Source organism: Clostridium sp. 1001283B150225_161107_B6, assembly GCF_015556325.1.
Taxonomy (GTDB): Bacteria; Bacillota; Clostridia; order Lachnospirales; family Lachnospiraceae; genus Enterocloster.
Genome location: NZ_JADNMD010000004.1, coordinates 52071 through 67882 on the forward strand (window position 1 = coordinate 52071; position 15812 = coordinate 67882).

Annotated in this window: 12 protein-coding genes; 8 read left to right on the plus strand and 4 right to left on the minus strand. The window is 51.8% G+C overall.

Annotated elements, in window-relative coordinates; translation table 11 throughout:
- The first annotated feature begins 25 nt into the window (after positions 1 to 25).
- The 5 genes from I2H39_RS11625 (at position 26) to I2H39_RS11645 (ending at position 6587) form a co-directional block, all read left to right on the plus strand.
- Complete coding sequence (locus tag I2H39_RS11625) at positions 26 to 859, plus strand: cell wall hydrolase (RefSeq protein WP_138308711.1); 834 nt, start codon at positions 26 to 28, stop codon at positions 857 to 859.
- Positions 860 to 977: 118 nt separating this feature from the next.
- Positions 978 to 1442 carry a YhcH/YjgK/YiaL family protein gene (locus I2H39_RS11630; protein ID WP_138308708.1) on the plus strand — a complete coding sequence of 155 codons (465 nt, stop codon included), beginning with the start codon at positions 978 to 980 and terminating at the stop codon, positions 1440 to 1442.
- Between the two features lie 214 nt (positions 1443 to 1656).
- Positions 1657 to 3261 carry a phosphoenolpyruvate carboxykinase (ATP) gene (gene pckA, locus I2H39_RS11635; RefSeq protein WP_138309025.1) on the plus strand — a complete coding sequence of 535 codons (1605 nt, stop codon included), beginning with the start codon at positions 1657 to 1659 and terminating at the stop codon, positions 3259 to 3261.
- Positions 3262 to 3493: 232 nt separating this feature from the next.
- Entirely contained in the window at positions 3494 to 4597 is a 1104-nt protein-coding gene (locus I2H39_RS11640) for a DUF4349 domain-containing protein (RefSeq protein ID WP_138308706.1), read from the plus strand.
- A gap of 127 nt (positions 4598 to 4724) precedes the next feature.
- Positions 4725 to 6587 (plus strand): AAA family ATPase, encoded by a 1863-nt coding sequence (locus I2H39_RS11645; protein ID WP_138308704.1) that lies wholly within the window; start codon positions 4725 to 4727, stop codon positions 6585 to 6587.
- A gap of 102 nt (positions 6588 to 6689) precedes the next feature.
- On the opposite strand, the gene I2H39_RS11650 is transcribed toward I2H39_RS11645, so the two are convergent.
- From I2H39_RS11650 to I2H39_RS11660, 3 genes are all read right to left on the minus strand, one after another.
- Positions 6690 to 8129, minus strand: coding sequence for a carbon starvation CstA family protein (locus I2H39_RS11650; RefSeq protein WP_138308702.1), 1440 nt, complete (start codon positions 8127 to 8129; stop codon positions 6690 to 6692).
- Positions 8130 to 8286: 157 nt separating this feature from the next.
- Positions 8287 to 9090, minus strand: a complete 804-nt coding sequence (locus tag I2H39_RS11655) for a LytTR family DNA-binding domain-containing protein (protein WP_195626521.1) — start codon at positions 9088 to 9090, stop codon at positions 8287 to 8289.
- Positions 9071 to 10810 carry a LytS/YhcK type 5TM receptor domain-containing protein gene (locus I2H39_RS11660; protein WP_195626522.1) on the minus strand — a complete coding sequence of 580 codons (1740 nt, stop codon included), beginning with the start codon at positions 10808 to 10810 and terminating at the stop codon, positions 9071 to 9073. The genes I2H39_RS11655 and I2H39_RS11660 overlap by 20 nt, the downstream gene beginning before the upstream one ends.
- 239 nt (positions 10811 to 11049) lie before the next feature.
- Here I2H39_RS11660 and I2H39_RS11665 point away from each other — a divergent pair, with 239 nt between their 5' ends.
- The 3 genes from I2H39_RS11665 to I2H39_RS11675 are packed head-to-tail and all read left to right on the plus strand — an operon-like array spanning position 11050 to position 14720.
- The gene (locus I2H39_RS11665) at positions 11050 to 11442 is read left to right on the plus strand and encodes a GntR family transcriptional regulator (protein WP_138308696.1); all 393 of its coding nucleotides are present in this window, start codon (positions 11050 to 11052) and stop codon (positions 11440 to 11442) included.
- Positions 11435 to 12334, plus strand: coding sequence for an ABC transporter ATP-binding protein (locus tag I2H39_RS11670; protein WP_138308693.1), 900 nt, complete (start codon positions 11435 to 11437; stop codon positions 12332 to 12334). The genes I2H39_RS11665 and I2H39_RS11670 overlap by 8 nt, the downstream gene beginning before the upstream one ends.
- On the plus strand, positions 12309 to 14720 hold the full coding sequence (locus tag I2H39_RS11675; RefSeq protein ID WP_138308691.1) for a DUF6449 domain-containing protein: 2412 nt from the start codon (positions 12309 to 12311) through the stop codon (positions 14718 to 14720). Before I2H39_RS11670 ends, I2H39_RS11675 begins: the two co-directional genes overlap by 26 nt.
- A 120-nt stretch (positions 14721 to 14840) precedes the next feature.
- Here I2H39_RS11675 and sdaAA read toward each other — a convergent pair whose 3' ends face one another.
- Positions 14841 to 15776, minus strand: coding sequence for an L-serine ammonia-lyase, iron-sulfur-dependent, subunit alpha (sdaAA, locus tag I2H39_RS11680; RefSeq protein WP_138308688.1), 936 nt, complete (start codon positions 15774 to 15776; stop codon positions 14841 to 14843).
- Between the last annotated feature and the right edge of the window lie 36 nt (positions 15777 to 15812).

Consider the following 15812-nt stretch of genomic DNA (forward strand, 5'->3'; position numbering starts at 1 on the left):
GCGGAACCAGGAAAGAGGAGTATGTATGCTTACATTACATTCATTCCTTCGTTCGGTACTGCTCTTTGTTAAGTCATTGACTGTGAAAGTAACAAAGCAGATGTACCGTTCCTCATCCGTGGTAATGGCTGGTATGATGGTAGTGGCTGTTATTGCATTTTCAGCCAATGGGTTTGGCGGAGGGGGTAGGAACGCCCTTGCAGCGCCCATGGTAAATGAAAGTGAAGCCGTGGACACGGAGGCAGAGGAAGAAGAAGGAAGCGGTCTGGTTACTGAAGCAAAAATACAATCCGGACTTTTAAATACAGACAGTGAAGGCCAGCATCTGGCCGGTGCGCTGCTGGAAGCGGATGTCCGAGAGAAACAGAGAAAGCAGGCAGCGGCACAGACCCAGATTGAGACACTTCAGAAACAGATATTAAAAGAAAAACAGGAAGAGGAAGCCAGGAAAAAGGCGGAGGAAGAACGCCGGGCAGCCAGACGGATTAAATATACGGACGAAGACTACCAGGTGCTCCTGCGCATTGTCCAGGCAGAAGCAGGCATCTGCGACCCCAAGGGAAAGATTCTGGTCGCGGATGTAATCATAAACCGTGTGCTGTCAGGGAAATTCCCGGACAGTGTAAAGGCAGTTGTATACCAGCCATCCCAGTTTCAGCCTGTATCCAACGGCACCATCAACACGGTAAAGGTCACTGCAGAAACCATTGAATGTGTGGACCGGGCCCTGTCCGGCGAGGATTATTCCAATGGAGCCCTGTATTTCATGAACAGAAGGGCATCGGGCAGCGCGGCTTCCTGGTTTGACAGGCGCCTGACCTACCTTTTTGCCCATGACGGCCATGAGTTCTTCAGATAATTACCCGGAAACAATCTGCGGGACATGGCATTATGAAAAAAAGGATTGAGTTTCCTGTGGCTTTAGGTGTATACTAGGGTATGCTTGAAAATCGAAACGCCACAAAGGAGAATGGAATATGATTTTTGATGAGAAGAAGAACTTGGATTTTTACAGAAATTTAGGGATTGAAGGCAGATATGCCAAGGCCGTGGATTTCCTTAAGAATACGGACCTTGAGGCATTGGAGCCGGGAAAGTATGAGATTGACGGCAAGAACGTATACGCCAATGTCACGGCCTATACCACCATTCCGTGGGACGAGGCCAAATATGAAGCCCATGAGCACTATACCGATATCCAGTATGTGATTGAGGGAAGCGAAATCATGAGCTATGCGCCGGTACATGAGATGACGGTTAAGGTTCCCTATAATCCGGATAAGGATGTGGTATTCTTTGAAAACACCACCCCCGGACTTCAGGTTGTGACCGGAGCCGGACAGTATCTGATTTTCAATCCATGGGATGCCCATAAGCCAAAGGCTGCCAACGGAGAGCCTGCGCCTATTAAAAAGGTGATTGTAAAAATCAAAGAGGACTAAAGCGCATCATAAGGCGTATTATAAAAAGATAATTAAAGGCATCACCACAAAGGCCGGCCTGCTGTATCTGGAATCAGCAGACCGGCGCTTTTTTATGCCTGCTTGTGCCCCTTTTATGTTTGCTAATATTTTGTTAATTGAAATATTGACTTTTAATTCACAAAATGAGATAATGAAAAAGATTTCGATAAAATGAAAGAGAGGTAAATGAATGATGGCAAATGTAGATTTGAGTCAGTATGGTATTACCGGAACCACAGAAATTGTTTATAATCCTTCCTATGAGATGTTATTCGAAGAAGAGACAAAGCCAACTCTGGAGGGTTATGAAAAAGGCCAGGTAAGCGAGCTTGGCGCAGTGAACGTCATGACTGGCATTTACACAGGTCGTTCCCCTAAGGACAAGTTCATTGTTATGGATGAGAACTCAAAGGACACTGTATGGTGGACAACGGATGAGTACAAGAATGATAACCATCCAGCCAGCCAGGAAGCATGGGATACGGTAAAGAAGATTGCCCTGGAAGAACTTTCCAATAAGAGACTGTTTGTCGTAGATGCATTCTGTGGAGCAAACAAAGACACCCGCATGGCAATCCGCTTCATTGTTGAGGTTGCATGGCAGGCTCATTTCGTAAAAAACATGTTTATCCAGCCAAGCGCAGAGGAACTGGAAAACTTCACGCCTGATTTCGTTGTATATAATGCTTCCAAAGCAAAAGTAGAGAATTACAAGGAGTTGGGCCTGAATTCCGAGACAGCTGCAATGTTCAACATCACCAGCCGCGAGCAGGTTATTGTGAACACATGGTACGGCGGAGAGATGAAGAAGGGTATGTTCTCAATGATGAACTACTATCTGCCTCTGAAGGGCATTGCTTCCATGCACTGTTCTGCCAACACAGATATGAACGGTGAGAATACCGCTATCTTCTTCGGACTTTCCGGAACAGGCAAGACCACTCTTTCAACAGACCCCAAGCGTCTTCTTATCGGTGATGACGAGCATGGCTGGGATGACAACGGCGTATTTAACTTCGAGGGCGGATGCTATGCAAAGGTAATCAACCTGGATAAGGATTCCGAGCCTGACATCTATAATGCAATCAAGCGTGATGCCCTTTTGGAAAATGTTACACTTGACGCTGACGGCAAGATTGACTTTGATGACAAGAGCGTGACTGAGAATACACGTGTATCCTATCCGATTGACCATATTGAGAAGATTGTTCGTCCGGTATCAGCTGCTCCGGCTGCAAAGGATGTTATCTTCCTGTCAGCAGATGCGTTCGGCGTACTGCCTCCCGTATCCATTCTGACTCCTGAGCAGACACAGTATTATTTCCTGTCCGGATTTACAGCAAAGCTTGCCGGTACAGAGCGTGGAATTACAGAGCCAACACCTACATTCTCAGCATGCTTCGGACAGGCTTTCCTGGAACTGCATCCAACCAAGTATGCAGAGGAGCTTGTTAAGAGAATGGAGAAGAGCGGTGCAAAGGCATACCTTGTTAACACCGGCTGGAATGGAACAGGCAAGCGTATCTCCATTCGCGACACCCGCGGCATCATTGATGCGATTCTTGACGGCTCCATTGCAAAGGCTCCAACCAAGCAGCTTCCATTCTTTAACTTTGAGATTCCTACCGAGCTTCCAGGGGTAGACCCGAAGATTCTTGACCCGCGTGATACATACGCAGAGGTTTCCCAGTGGGAGGAAAAAGCAAAAGACCTGGCACAGCGTTTTGTAAAGAACTTTGCAAAATATGAGGGCAATGAAGCAGGAAAGGCACTGGTTGTTGCTGGTCCCCAGTTATAATTCCAATCAAACCGTCACTCTGCCCTGGGGCGGAGGGATAGCGCCATAGAATGGGAACCGGACAGCTGACCCCAAAGGTCGGCTGCCCGGTTCCTTTTGCGTGGCGAAGATGGTTCTGGAAGCCCGCGGGCCGGTATTTCTTAATATTTCCTACTGTTTCTTAAGTCTCATTTACGTCCATTGAAAGGCTGATTTTTTCATGGTAACATGAAGCCATAAAGGAGGATGGGTTATGAAAAAATGGAACATGGGACATTCAGGAAGACTGGGGGCGGCCGTTGTCCTGATGGCGGTCATCTCACTGCTTTCACTGTCAGGCTGTGCAAGCAAGTCGGCCAACACATCTGCCAGGGCGGAGACTGCGGCGGCTGCAAGATATGTGGAGACTGCGGGGGCAGGGCAGTACATGGAGGCTCTGCCGGAAGAAGACGCCGGCACAGAAATGCAGGAGAGCGGAAGCGGGATTTCGTCCACAGCGGATATGGGCAGTCTGGCGGACGCAGGCAGGAAGCTGATACGGGATGTGAGCATGAACGTGGAGGCCAGGGATTTTGACGGTGTCCTCTCACAGATTACCGGCAAAGTAAGGGAGCTGGGCGGTTACGTGGAATCATCTGATGTGTCGGGAATCAGCGTCAGCTCTTACGGCGGCAGCCAGCAGCGTTATGCAGACATCAAGGCCAGGATTCCGGCTGACAAACTGGACCGCTTTGTGGAGATTGTGGAGGGCGCCGGAAATGTGACCAGCAAGCAGGAACAGGTGACGGATGTGACCCTTCAGTATTCAGATGTACAGAGCCGCAAGAAGTCACTGGAGATTGAACAGGAACGGCTTTGGGCCCTGCTGGAGAAGGCGGACACGCTGGATGCCGTGGTGGCGCTGGAAGCACGGCTGTCGGAAATACGCTATGAGCTGGAGTCCTACACATCACAGCTGCGTCTCTATGACAACCAGGTGGACTACAGTACGGTGTCCATCTATATGATGGAGGTAAAGGACCTTACCCCCACTGCGCCTGACAGCATTGGAACTAGGATTCAGAAAGGCTTTAACCGGAGTCTGAACAACCTGACGGAGGCCGCGGTTGACCTGATTGTGTGGCTGGCTTCCAACAGTCCCGTCCTGCTGGTGCTGGCTGTCATAATTGCGGCGGCTGTTCTCATCGCCAAAAGGGCGGGCCGTAGGAGCGGAGGCAGGAACCGTCCGGGAAGCAGTGTCTTTATTTTCCGCGGTGATAATACAGGGAAGAAAAAAGAAAAAGACAGCAGGGAAAAGCAGGCTGGGGAAGAACGGACAGAGAAAGAAGGGACAGAGAAAGAACAGGCGGAGAAGTAGCATGTAAACAAAAAGGCCGGAAAACAAAATAAAAGGCAGGGCGCACCCGGTAAAAACGGGCTTGTGCCCTGCCTTTTAATGACGTATACTCATAGTAACAATACACACCCGGAGAAAGGAGGCTCCCATGCAGCTCACCTATCTGCATATACATAATTTTAAATCCATCCGAAGCATGGAAATCCGTGATATTGACAGGGCGCTGATTTTCGTTGGAAAAAATAATACAGGAAAGACCTCGGTGCTGGATGCAGTCTGCGCAGTGTGCGGCTGCTATGAGATTCAGGACAGGGATTTTAACGAGAACCGCCAGGCTATACGGATTGACGCCTGTTTTTCCATAGAGGAGGAGGACCTGCATCTGTTTCACCATATGGGTGTTGTCAGCCAGTACAGGCGCTATGATGTGTGGCGCAGGGTGTTTTCTGAGCGGCTGCCCTCCTTTCAGAATGGGGAATTGTCCTTTACCTTCCACGTGAACCAGGACGGCAGGGTGCGTTACGAGGATTTGTACCGGAAGAATAACCCCTACATCCATATGGTAATGCCGCGCATCTACCGTATCAATGCGGAGCGGGAGCTGAACCAGCTGCAGAACGACCTGCTGATGTTCCAGGAGGACGAGGAACTGCGGAGACTGCGCTCCGGCAGCTGCATGTTTGAGCGGGCAAAGAAATGCAACCATTGTTTCCAATGCATTGGCCTGGTTAATCAGAAAAAGCCGGAAGAGCTTACTGCCTTTGAGACGGCCCGCCTGCTGGAGTTTAAGATATATCAGCTGAACCTGAGCGGGTTTTCCAGGAAGGTCAATGAGAATTTCTTTAAAAACGGCGGATATGAGGAGATACAGTATACCCTGAATTGTGATGCGGACCAGCTTTTCACCGTGGAGGTAACGGCACACAACCGCCAGAGGGGCAGCGTAAAGCCGGTGGAGCTGATGGGAAAGGGTATGCGCAGCATTTATATGCTGTCCCTGCTGGAAACCTATATCAGTGAACCGGGCAGGATTCCAAGCATTATTGTGGTGGAGGACCCGGAGATTTTCCTCCATCCCCAGCTTCAGAAGACCTGCAGTGAGATTCTGTACCGTCTGTCCAAGAAAAACCAGGTGATTTTTAAGACCCACAGCCCGGACCTGCTGTTTAATTTCAGTATACGCCAGATACGGCAGGTGGTGCTGGATGAGGAGCGGTATTCAGTGGTACGCCCCAAGACTAATATGAGCGGGATACTGGACGACCTGGGATACGGGGCCAATGACCTTTTAAATGTCAGTTTTGTGTTTATCGTGGAGGGAAAACAGGATAAGAGCCGCCTGCCGCTGCTTCTGGAGAAGTATTATTCCGAGATATACAATGAGGAGGGGAATCTGTACCGTATTTCCATCATCACTACGAACAGCTGCACCAACATAAAGACCTATGCCAATTTAAAGTATATGAACCAGGTCTACCTGCGCGACCAGTTTCTGATGATACGGGATGGGGACGGCAGGGACCCGGAGGAGCTGGCATCGCAGCTGTGCAGGTATTATGACGAGCGCAATAGGGAGGATGTGGACCGCCTGCCCAAGGTGACCCGGAGGAATGTGCTGATTTTAAAGTATTATTCCTTTGAGAATTATTTCTTTAATCCGGCTGTTATGGTCCGTCTGGGAATCGTGGAAAGCGAGGATGCCTTTTATGGGACACTCTACGGCAAATGGCGGGAATATCTGTACCGCATTCGCAGCGGGCAGCAGCTGATGGAAGTGCTGGGACGGGATTTCTCATCCCCGGAGGATATGAAGGACCACATGGAAGAGGTGCGCACCTATCTCAGGGGCCATAATCTCTATGATATATTTTATGGTCCCTTTAAGGAACGGGAGAAGGAGATACTGAGGGCCTACATTGACCTGGCTCCCAGGGAGGATTTTAAGGATATTCTGGATGCCATTGACCGGTTTGTGTATTTTGACAGCCGGAAGAGGCCCGGAGATAAATAGAAAGCAGGGAAGAATATAACAGAAAAAGGGCGCCGCCCATGGCCGGACAGAACCGGCCGTGGACAGCGCCTCTTTTATATGAATCAAGGTATACTGGTTCTCTTAAACTGCATAGGGCTCTTCAACAGCAGGGCTGTCTGCGTTCTTTCCTTTTTTCATCACGCAGGTGTACACAAAGGTTCCCAGGCATACGGCGGCAAAGAGGATGCCGGCTGGATAGGCAATGGCGGTAGAGAGCTGGAAGCCTTCCTTTGCCATGAGGATATAGGTGCAGGAAACAGCCGACATGAAGGTGGCCGGAAGGGCGGTGAGCCAGTAAAAACGTTTTCTGCGGAACAGATACACGCTGGCAGCCCACAGGGCAATCATGGCCAGTGTCTGGTTGCTCCAGGAGAAATATCTCCACACCACCTGTACATCCACCTGGGTCAGGACAGCGCCAACGGCCAGCAGCGGAACGGTTAAGGCGAGACGGTTCTTAATGGGCTTCTGGTCAATCTTAAACCAGTCCGCCAGGGTCAGCCTTGCACTGCGGTAAGCAGTATCTGCTGAAGAGATAGGGCAGGCGATAACGCCAATCATGGCGATGACAGCGCCTACAGGTCCCAGGAGCTTGAAGCAGATTTCATATACAACGCTGGACTGTCCGTTGCCAAGTGCCTCTAACAGACCGCCGGTGCCGTTATAGAATGCAACTCCTGCAGCGGCCCAGATAAGGGCGATGACACCTTCCGCTACCATGGCTCCGTAGAACACCTTGCGGCCGTCCTTTTCATTGGTAAGACACCGCGCCATCAGTGGGGACTGGGTTGCATGGAAACCGGAGATGGCGCCGCAGGCAACAGAGATGAACATGGTGGGCCATATAGGGGTGCCTGCAGGATGCAGGTTGGACAGGGTAATCTCAGGAATGTGATAGCCGCCGAGTATGATGGCTCCTCCCACGCCCAGCGCCATGACAATAAGGCAGACTCCAAACACAGGATAAATCTTTCCGATAACCTTATCAATGGGAACAAAGGTTGCTATGAAGTAATAAATCAATACCACTGCCAGCCAGAATTTGGCATCCAGCACATTGGGGGTCAGCATGGCAAGCAGGTTGGCGGGGCCGGTGGAAAAGCTTACGCCTACCAGTACCAGAAGGACCACGGAAAATACACGCATAACCTGTTTCATGGCGTTGCCCAGATATGTACCTGTCAGCTCAGACACGCTGGCTCCCTTGTGGCGCATGGACATCATGCCTACCATATAGTCATGGACGCCTCCGCCTAATAGTGTACCGAAGGTAATCCACAGAAATACGCTGGGGCCCCAGCAGGCGCCGGCCAGTGCTCCGAAGATGGGCCCCAGACCAGCAATGTTCAGCAGCTGAATCAGGAATATACGGGGGGTTCCCATGGGCACATAGTCACTTCCGTCTGTCATGGACAATGCCGGCGGCTTTCTGTCATCCGGGCCAAATACCTTTTCAGCCACCTTGCTGTAGAACATGAATCCGATAATTAAAATTGCCAGACATACAAAAAAACTAATCATATACCTACCTCCTATGTATTTCTTGTATTTGTCATAATTATACAATAATAGGAGGAAAAGTGAATATTTTTTGTACCAACTGTATGGAGGGGTGCGCAAACAGTAGAAAAAGGTTCATAAACGGATGGCGGTTTGCCCGGGATTGCGTGTAGAGGAATCAGAATCCAATGAGCTGGCGCAGCATTTTTGATTTTTCCCTGCTCACAGGAAGAATGTTCTTCTCATACCCCTGCATCTTCACGGCCAGGCTGTTGTTGGCCCAGGGGAACAGTTCGGTGATATAGTTAAGGTTTACCAGATAGCTCTTGTGTATACGGCAGAAACCATGGGAGGCCAGACGCTTCTCATATTCTCCCAAAAGCAGATTTTCCGTGTAGTCCCGTTCGGTGGTGTGGATGATGCAGCTCCTTCCCGCGGTTTCTATGTATACAATCTGCTGTATATCCACCAGTATAATGGTCCTGTTTATGTTAATGGCCATGCGGCCGGAGGGAAAGGCAGCTGCAGCGGGTTCTCCTGTTTCCTGTGAGACAGCATATGAGGCCTGCCTGTACGGTTCGATGCAGGACTGGATATCAGAAGCAGTAAGGGTCTGGTTTTTCCGAAGGTCCTTTTGGCATTTTTCCAAAACGCGGCGCACACGGTCCGGGTCAAAGGGCTTTAGGATATAGTTGTTCACGCCCAGCTCAAAGGCCCTGACTCCATACTGGGAGTAAGCGGTGGCAAACACAATCTGGGCGTCGGGAAGAATGCGTCTGGCAGCTGCCGCCAGAGTGGTGCCTTCCATGTCCCCCAGATTGATATCCACGAACAGCAGGTCAAATGTCTGCCGGCTGATGAGTTCAATGGCAGAGGCGCCGCTGTCGGCTTCCTCAATCCGGCTGTCCGGCATGGCGTCCAGAATCTGATGGACCAGTTCCTTTCGTGCGGGACGTTCGTCATCAATCACAGCTATCTTCATTGCATGAAACCTCCTGTTTGATTTTCCTGGATGGGTCAGGGCTTTCCTCCGGTTCCAGAGGTATCCTGAACCAGACCCTGGAACCGGACTCCGAAGTCTCTATCTTCAGGCCGTTATCTTCTCCGTATATGCTTTTCAGGCGCTTATGTACATTGGACAGGCCCACGCCCTTTCCAAGGCCCGTGTAAAGACTTAAGACCACTTCCCGGGGGATGCCCTGTCCGCGGTCGGACACAGCAATTTCTGCCATGCCGTCCACACTGTGGGCGCTGATGGAGACATGGCGGGCGCCGGTCCTGTCCCCGCCGTGGCGCACTGCATTTTCCACCAGGGGCTGCAGGATGAAGGAAGGGACCTTGCAGTTAAGGTCGTCCTCCACATCCAGCTCCACAGCCAGCTTTTCTTCAAACCGCGCCTGTTCCAGTTCCAGATAGCTGGCCACATGGTACAGCTCCGTGTGGAGACTGAGCATGTACTGGTCATTTTCCAGGGCCTGGCGGTAGTAGGAGGAAAGGGTGAGAATCAGCTCCCTGGCCCGGTCCGGATTTTCCCGGCACACACATGAAATGGTGTTCAGCGCATTATAGAGGAAGTGGGGATTTACCTGGGACTGGAGCGCCTTAAACTCCGCTTTGCGGCGAAGCTGCTTCTGATAATCCAGGTCTGACAGCTCCAGCTGGGTGGAAAACAGGCGGGCCAGTTCCGAGGCAAAATCCAGGTTGGACTGGGAGGTGTGCCAATGCTTCTTCACCATCATGGTCAGGCTTCCCACTGGTTTGTCCATCTCAATGAGAGGGGCGGCAACAATGATATGGTTTTTCAGAATATGGTACAGAGGGTCTGACTTTTCCGCATAGGAGAAGGTGGTGGGCTTTCTGTCATGGATGGAGCTTAGAATAGGCGCCAGCACAGCCTCATCCCGGAGGACATCGTACCATGCTTCCCCCTTCATGGCCAGAATTTTCTGGGTATCTGTAATCATCACGGCTGCACAGGCAGTGGACCGGTATATGATGTCCGCAGTGGCATCCATATCAGCGGTGCTGTAGAGGCCCTTTCTCAGGTGGGGCAGGCTCTGGTCCACAATGCCCATGGCCAGCCGTATCTTTTCTGCAAACTGGCTGTCCTCCTCCATGAATACCATATTAAAGGTGCCAAGAAACACAACCATGCCCAGGGCGTTCATGATAATCATGGGAAAGGCTATGAGGCGCACCAGGTCCAGGGCAGCCGGGAAGGGGCGGGAGATGAGAAGGATGATAACCATCTGGCCAATCTCCGCCAGGGCCGTAATAAGGAATACCCCGGCCCCGTCAATCTTGCCGGCCTTAAAACGCCTGGAAAAGGCGGAACCGATAAGGCCCTCCACAAAGGTGGAGACAGCACAGCTCACCGCGGTAAAACCTCCGATGTCGAAAAGGTACCGGTGAAGCCCTCCTATGACGGCGGCTCCGATTCCCACATAGGGACCGCCTAAAAGCCCTGCCGCCAGCACGCCGATGACTCTGGTGTTGACAATGGCGCCCTGGGCGCGTACTCCGGTGTAGGTGGAAAAAATGCTGACCAGACCGAAGATGACTGCCAGGGCTGCTCTGCTGCCCATGGCGTGGCTGTCCTCCAGGAGCATGGAGCGCACCATGGGAAGCTTGGTGAGCATGGTGGCTATGAGTACCAGAAGACCTATGTTTAAAAGCAGGTTGAAAAACATGGTGTTGGACATGGCTGACCTCCTTGAGTGGTTCTTACACCAGTATACCAAAAAATGAATCTTAAGAAAATCTTTAATTGTAAATCTTGGAAGACTATGGTAATCTAATGGGGAAGATAACTGTATTAATATACTTAATACAGATAGAACACCAGGAAAAACAGGAAACCCGGCCCGCGGCCTGACGCAAGAGCCATACAGGCTGCGGGCGGGAATCCCGGCATCAAAAAAGGGAGAGGGGGAAGGACGGGATGATTGTACTGGATTACAGGGACAGCAGGCCGCTGTATGAGCAGGTGGCGGAACGGCTCCGGGAACTGATGTTTAAGGGCGCCCTGCCGCAGGATGCACAGCTTCCATCTGTGCGCAGCCTGGCCACAGAGCTGTCCATCAATCCCAATACCATCCAGAGAGCGTATACGGAGCTGGAGCGCCAGGGATATATTTATTCCATCAAAGGCAAGGGCAGCTTTGTGGCGGATAACAGCCGGATGAAGGCTGGAATCCTGAGGGAATGGAAGGGACATTTTAACTCCGCTGTGGAGGAAGGCATAAAGGTAGGCGTCACAGCAGGAGAGATGAAGGAAATGATTGATACGGCCTGCCGGAATCATGCCATGGAAAGGGGAGAGAGTAATGATTGAAGCAGTGAACCTGACAAAGCGGTTTGACGATATCGTGGCAGTGGACCACATAAGTGCCACCATACGGGATGGCAGCGTGTTCGGGCTCATCGGTACCAACGGGGCCGGAAAGTCCACCTTTTTGAGGCTGGCCAGCGGCGTGTTAAAGCCAGACGAGGGATGCATAACCATTGACGGGCATGAGGTATTTGAGAATATCCCGGCAAAGAAGCGTTTTTTCTATATATCGGATGAGCAGTATTTCTTTAATAATACCACTCCTGCGGAGATGATGCGCTATTACCAGAAGGTGTACCAGGGATTTGACGAGGCCCGTTTCCACAAGCTGATGGGAAATTTCGGCCTGGATGAAAAGCGGAAGATTCACACATTTTCCAAGGGCATGAAAAAGCAGGTTTCTGTCATCTGCGGCGTGTGCGCCGGCACGGATTACCTGTTCTGCGATGAAACCTTTGACGGGCTGGACCCGGTGATGCGCCAGGCGGTGAAGAGCATTTTTGCAGCGGATATGGAGGACAGGAACCTGACCCCCATCATTGCATCCCATAACCTGAGGGAGCTGGAGGACATTTGCGACCATGTGGGTCTGCTCCACAAGGGAGGCATCCTTCTGTCAAAGGATTTGGATGACATGAAGCTTAACATCCACAAGGTCCAGTGCGTCCTTAAACCGGATATGAAGCCAGAGGACCTGACGGCCCTTGATATGGTAAATGTGGAACAGAGAGGAAGTCTCTGCACCATCACGGTGCGGGGGAGCAGGGGCGAGGTGGAGGCTGTCATGGCTTCCTATGAGCCGGTATTTTTTGAGTGCATCCCACTGTCCCTGGAAGAAATATTCATCAGTGAAACGGAGGTGGCTGGTTATGACATCAGGAAGCTTATACTTTAAGCTGCTAAAGGAGGATTTCAGAAGAAGGCTGTGGGCCATTGCGCTGGTGTTTCTGGCATTTTTCTTCACCCTTCCCATTGGGCTGGCCCTGAACATGGAGAACGCAGCCAATACCAATTACTACAGGTACAATGATTACATGCCATTTGTCCAGGACGGCACCATGTCTGACCTTCAGTACAAGGAAAGGCTTCTGGAACTGAAGACAGAGGTTGTGTTAAGCGGTGTGGAGTATGGAAACGGGATGATTGCCTTTTTGATGATAACCGCGGCAGTGGTTATGGGCGTGTCCGGCTTTGCCTATCTGCATAACAAGAAAAAAGTGGACTTTTACCACAGCATCCCGGTGAGACGTGAGGCCCTGTTCGGGGCTCAGTTTTCAGGAGGCATATTCATTGTGGGCGCTGCCTATGGGCTTAATCTGCTGCTGCTCCTGGGCGTGGCCTTATCCTACGGCGTGCCTGCGGGCGGGATACTGGGAGCCATGGCCGGTGGATGGGCACTTAATATGCTGTATTACGCCCTGATGTACGCCACAGCCGTGGCAGCCATGATGATGACCGGAAATATAGTGGTAGGCGTTTTGGGAACAGGCGTATTCTATTTCCTGCTGCCGGGAGTCATGCTGCTCCTGTGCTGGTACTGCGGAACATTTTTCGTCACCACGGCCAGATACCTGTGGAGTTCAGAACAGTCGCCCTTTATGTGGGGTGTCAAGTATCTGTCCCCGTTCAGCGTGTATATCAATTCCTTTGGCTGGAAGATGAACGAACTGACAAAACATGTTCCGGAGCTCATCTGTACGGTCCTGGCATTTCTGGCTGTCACCACGCTGGATTTGGGGCTGTACCGCAAACGTCCGTCAGAGGCTGCAGGCAAAGCAATGGCATTTAAGAAGTCCATGCCGCCCATCCGTATACTGCTGGTACTGGGAATCGGATTGGCCGGAGGCATGTTCTTCTGGTCGCTGCAGAGCAGGCTGCGCTGGGGATTATTCGGAACCATGGTGTCGGTGGTGCTGACCCACTGTATTGTGGAAATCATCTATCACTTTGATTTTAAGAAGATGTTCTGCCATAAAATGCAGCTGGGGCTGTGCCTGGCTGCGGGAGTTCTGGTATTCCTGAGCTTCCGGTATGACTGGTATGGCTACGATTCCTATATACCGTCCGGAGAAAAAATCCTGTCCGCCAGCCTGGACATCGGCGTGGACACCAACTGGCTCTCAGATAAGACCTTTGAAACAGACAGTGAGGGAAAGCTGCAGATAAGATATGCGGACCCCTATGAATATATAGAAGAAACCATGGTGCTTACCGACAAAGAGGCTGTGTTATCCATGGTGGGAGAGGGCAGGAAACGCGCCCTGGAGCAAAGAGATGAGCGGCTGGGCATACGCAGGGCAGCGGTGGGGGCCGGCGGCTATTATCCCGGTGCAGCCGGCTCCGTCAGCTATATCGGCGGGGCGGACGGTCCCACCTCCATCTTTGTGGCCATGAAGAACGGCAAAGGAGATGATTCAGAGCAGGAAAAATTCGACACCAGTATGACGGTGTGCTACCGCCTGGCAAACGGCCGTGAGGTGAGACGCTCCTACTCCCTGCCCTTGTCAGCTGTGCTGGATGCCTATGCGGCCCTGTACAGACAGGACGCCTACAAGGAGGGCGTGTACAGGATTTTAAACCAGGAGCCCGGACATGTAAGCCAGGTTATGTACAGGGAGGCTGACTGTGTCACGGAGGTGAGCCAGGACAGCCGGGTACAGGAGGCTGTGCTTGCGGCTTACCAGGAGGACATGAGGGAGCTGACCGTGGAGGAACGGCTGGTGGAGATGCCTGTGGGCAGCCTTGCATTTATGACGGACCAGGAAAACAGCTATCTCCTGCAGCAGCGCCAGAAAGCCAGGTCGGCATTTGGCAATATAGCACAGTATCAGGTGGAAGATGTATGCCAGTACTGGCCGGTATACCCATCCTTTAAGCGGACCATTGGACTTCTGAAGGAACAGGGCATGGAGCCTGGCTCTTACCTGGCGCCTGAAAAGGTGGAGCGGATTGCATTTGAGGTGCAGAATTATTTCTATGACCGGAAGGGAGAACTGCCGGAGGGAGAGGAGTTGGAGGAACTTCAGAAAATCAACCCTAACTACCGGGAAGACGGTACCCTTGTATTTGAGGACTCCCAATCCATCCGCCTGCTGATGGGAGCCATTGCAGAGGATGACAGCTGCCGCATGAATTATCTTTGCGAGACAGTTGAGGGAGGCCCCTATTGTACCATAAGGACAGAGAACCAAGTGGGAGTGGGCGGATTGCTTATTAAGAACAGGGTCACGCCTGAGATAGCAGAGCTCTTTAACGGAATTCCTGTAAACAGCGGGAAATAGGGCGGACAGGGCTGGAAACAGAAGCTGAGCCGGAAATAAAAGAAGGATAAAAAAAGCAGGGAACAGACCCCAGTCATTTCATTGGTCTGTTCCCTGTTTTTGCAGCAGAAATCATCCGCTTCAGGAGGAACATCCTCCGCATCCGCTGCATCCGCTTCCGGCCTCGCGGGCAGTGCCGAAGACCTGTTCATGAAGCCGCCTTCCCGTAGGGGTGGCAGCCAGGCCGCCTTCCGCTGTTTCCTTTAAGGAGGAGGACATGGCATCGCCTACCTTTTTCATGGTCCAGATGACTTCGTCGGCAGGAATGGCGCTCTCAATACCGGCCAGGGCCAGTTCGGCTGCCACAAAGGCGCCTGCCACGCCGGAGGCATTGCGCTTGATACAGGGAATCTCAACCAGACCCGCTACGGGGTCGCATACAAGTCCCAGTATGTTTTTGATGGCAATGGCAATGGCCTGCTCCACCATCTTCGGGGTACCGCCTGCCAGTTCCACGATGGCAGCAGCAGCCATGGCTGCCGCAGAACCGCACTCGGCCTGGCATCCGCCCTGGGCGCCTGCCAGGGAGGCATTGTTGGCAATAACCATGCCTACGGCAGATGCAGTGAACAGGGACATGACGCAGTCTCTTTCCGGAATCTGTTTTTCTTCCTGCATGGTCAAAAGGGCAGCAGGCAGGATGCCGCAGCTGCCTGCTGTGGGTGCGGCCACAATCCGACCCATGGCAGCATTGAGTTCCGATACAGCCAGGGCGCGGTACAGGGCGCCGGAGAGAAAGGAGCCGGTCAGGCTTTTCCCGCTTTCGGATATCCTGCGCATCTTATAAGCGCTGCCTCCGGTCAGACCGCTGGTGCTGCGAAGGTCCTTATTGCAGCCGGGTTCAATGCACTGGGCCATGACCTGGTAATTGTTCCGCATATGTTCATATATGGATTCCTCTGTCTGCTCCATCTGCTCTGCCTGCTGCTTCAGTACAATGGCAGAGATGGGAAGGCCGCTTTTTTCGGCGGCAGCCACAATGGATGCCACAGAGGAGTAATTGAATTCAGGTTCCATAAATATAAATCCTCCTGTTATTGTGGTTTTTTATCA

Bases quoted from the DNA above. Each gene is read 5' to 3' on its own strand.
- I2H39_RS11625 (WP_138308711.1), top strand. From the start codon at position 26: ATGCTTACATTACATTCATTCCTTCGTTCGGTACTGCTCTTTGTTAAG.
- I2H39_RS11630 (WP_138308708.1), top strand. From the start codon at position 978: ATGATTTTTGATGAGAAGAAGAACTTGGATTTTTACAGAAATTTAGGG.
- pckA (WP_138309025.1), top strand. From the start codon at position 1,657: ATGGCAAATGTAGATTTGAGTCAGTATGGTATTACCGGAACCACAGAA.
- I2H39_RS11640 (WP_138308706.1), top strand. From the start codon at position 3,494: ATGAAAAAATGGAACATGGGACATTCAGGAAGACTGGGGGCGGCCGTT.
- I2H39_RS11645 (WP_138308704.1), top strand. From the start codon at position 4,725: ATGCAGCTCACCTATCTGCATATACATAATTTTAAATCCATCCGAAGC.
- I2H39_RS11650 (WP_138308702.1), bottom strand. From the start codon at position 8,129: ATGATTAGTTTTTTTGTATGTCTGGCAATTTTAATTATCGGATTCATG.
- I2H39_RS11655 (WP_195626521.1), bottom strand. From the start codon at position 9,090: ATGAAGATAGCTGTGATTGATGACGAACGTCCCGCACGAAAGGAACTG.
- I2H39_RS11660 (WP_195626522.1), bottom strand. From the start codon at position 10,810: ATGTCCAACACCATGTTTTTCAACCTGCTTTTAAACATAGGTCTTCTG.
- I2H39_RS11665 (WP_138308696.1), top strand. From the start codon at position 11,050: ATGATTGTACTGGATTACAGGGACAGCAGGCCGCTGTATGAGCAGGTG.
- I2H39_RS11670 (WP_138308693.1), top strand. From the start codon at position 11,435: ATGATTGAAGCAGTGAACCTGACAAAGCGGTTTGACGATATCGTGGCA.
- I2H39_RS11675 (WP_138308691.1), top strand. From the start codon at position 12,309: ATGACATCAGGAAGCTTATACTTTAAGCTGCTAAAGGAGGATTTCAGA.
- sdaAA (WP_138308688.1), bottom strand. From the start codon at position 15,776: ATGGAACCTGAATTCAATTACTCCTCTGTGGCATCCATTGTGGCTGCC.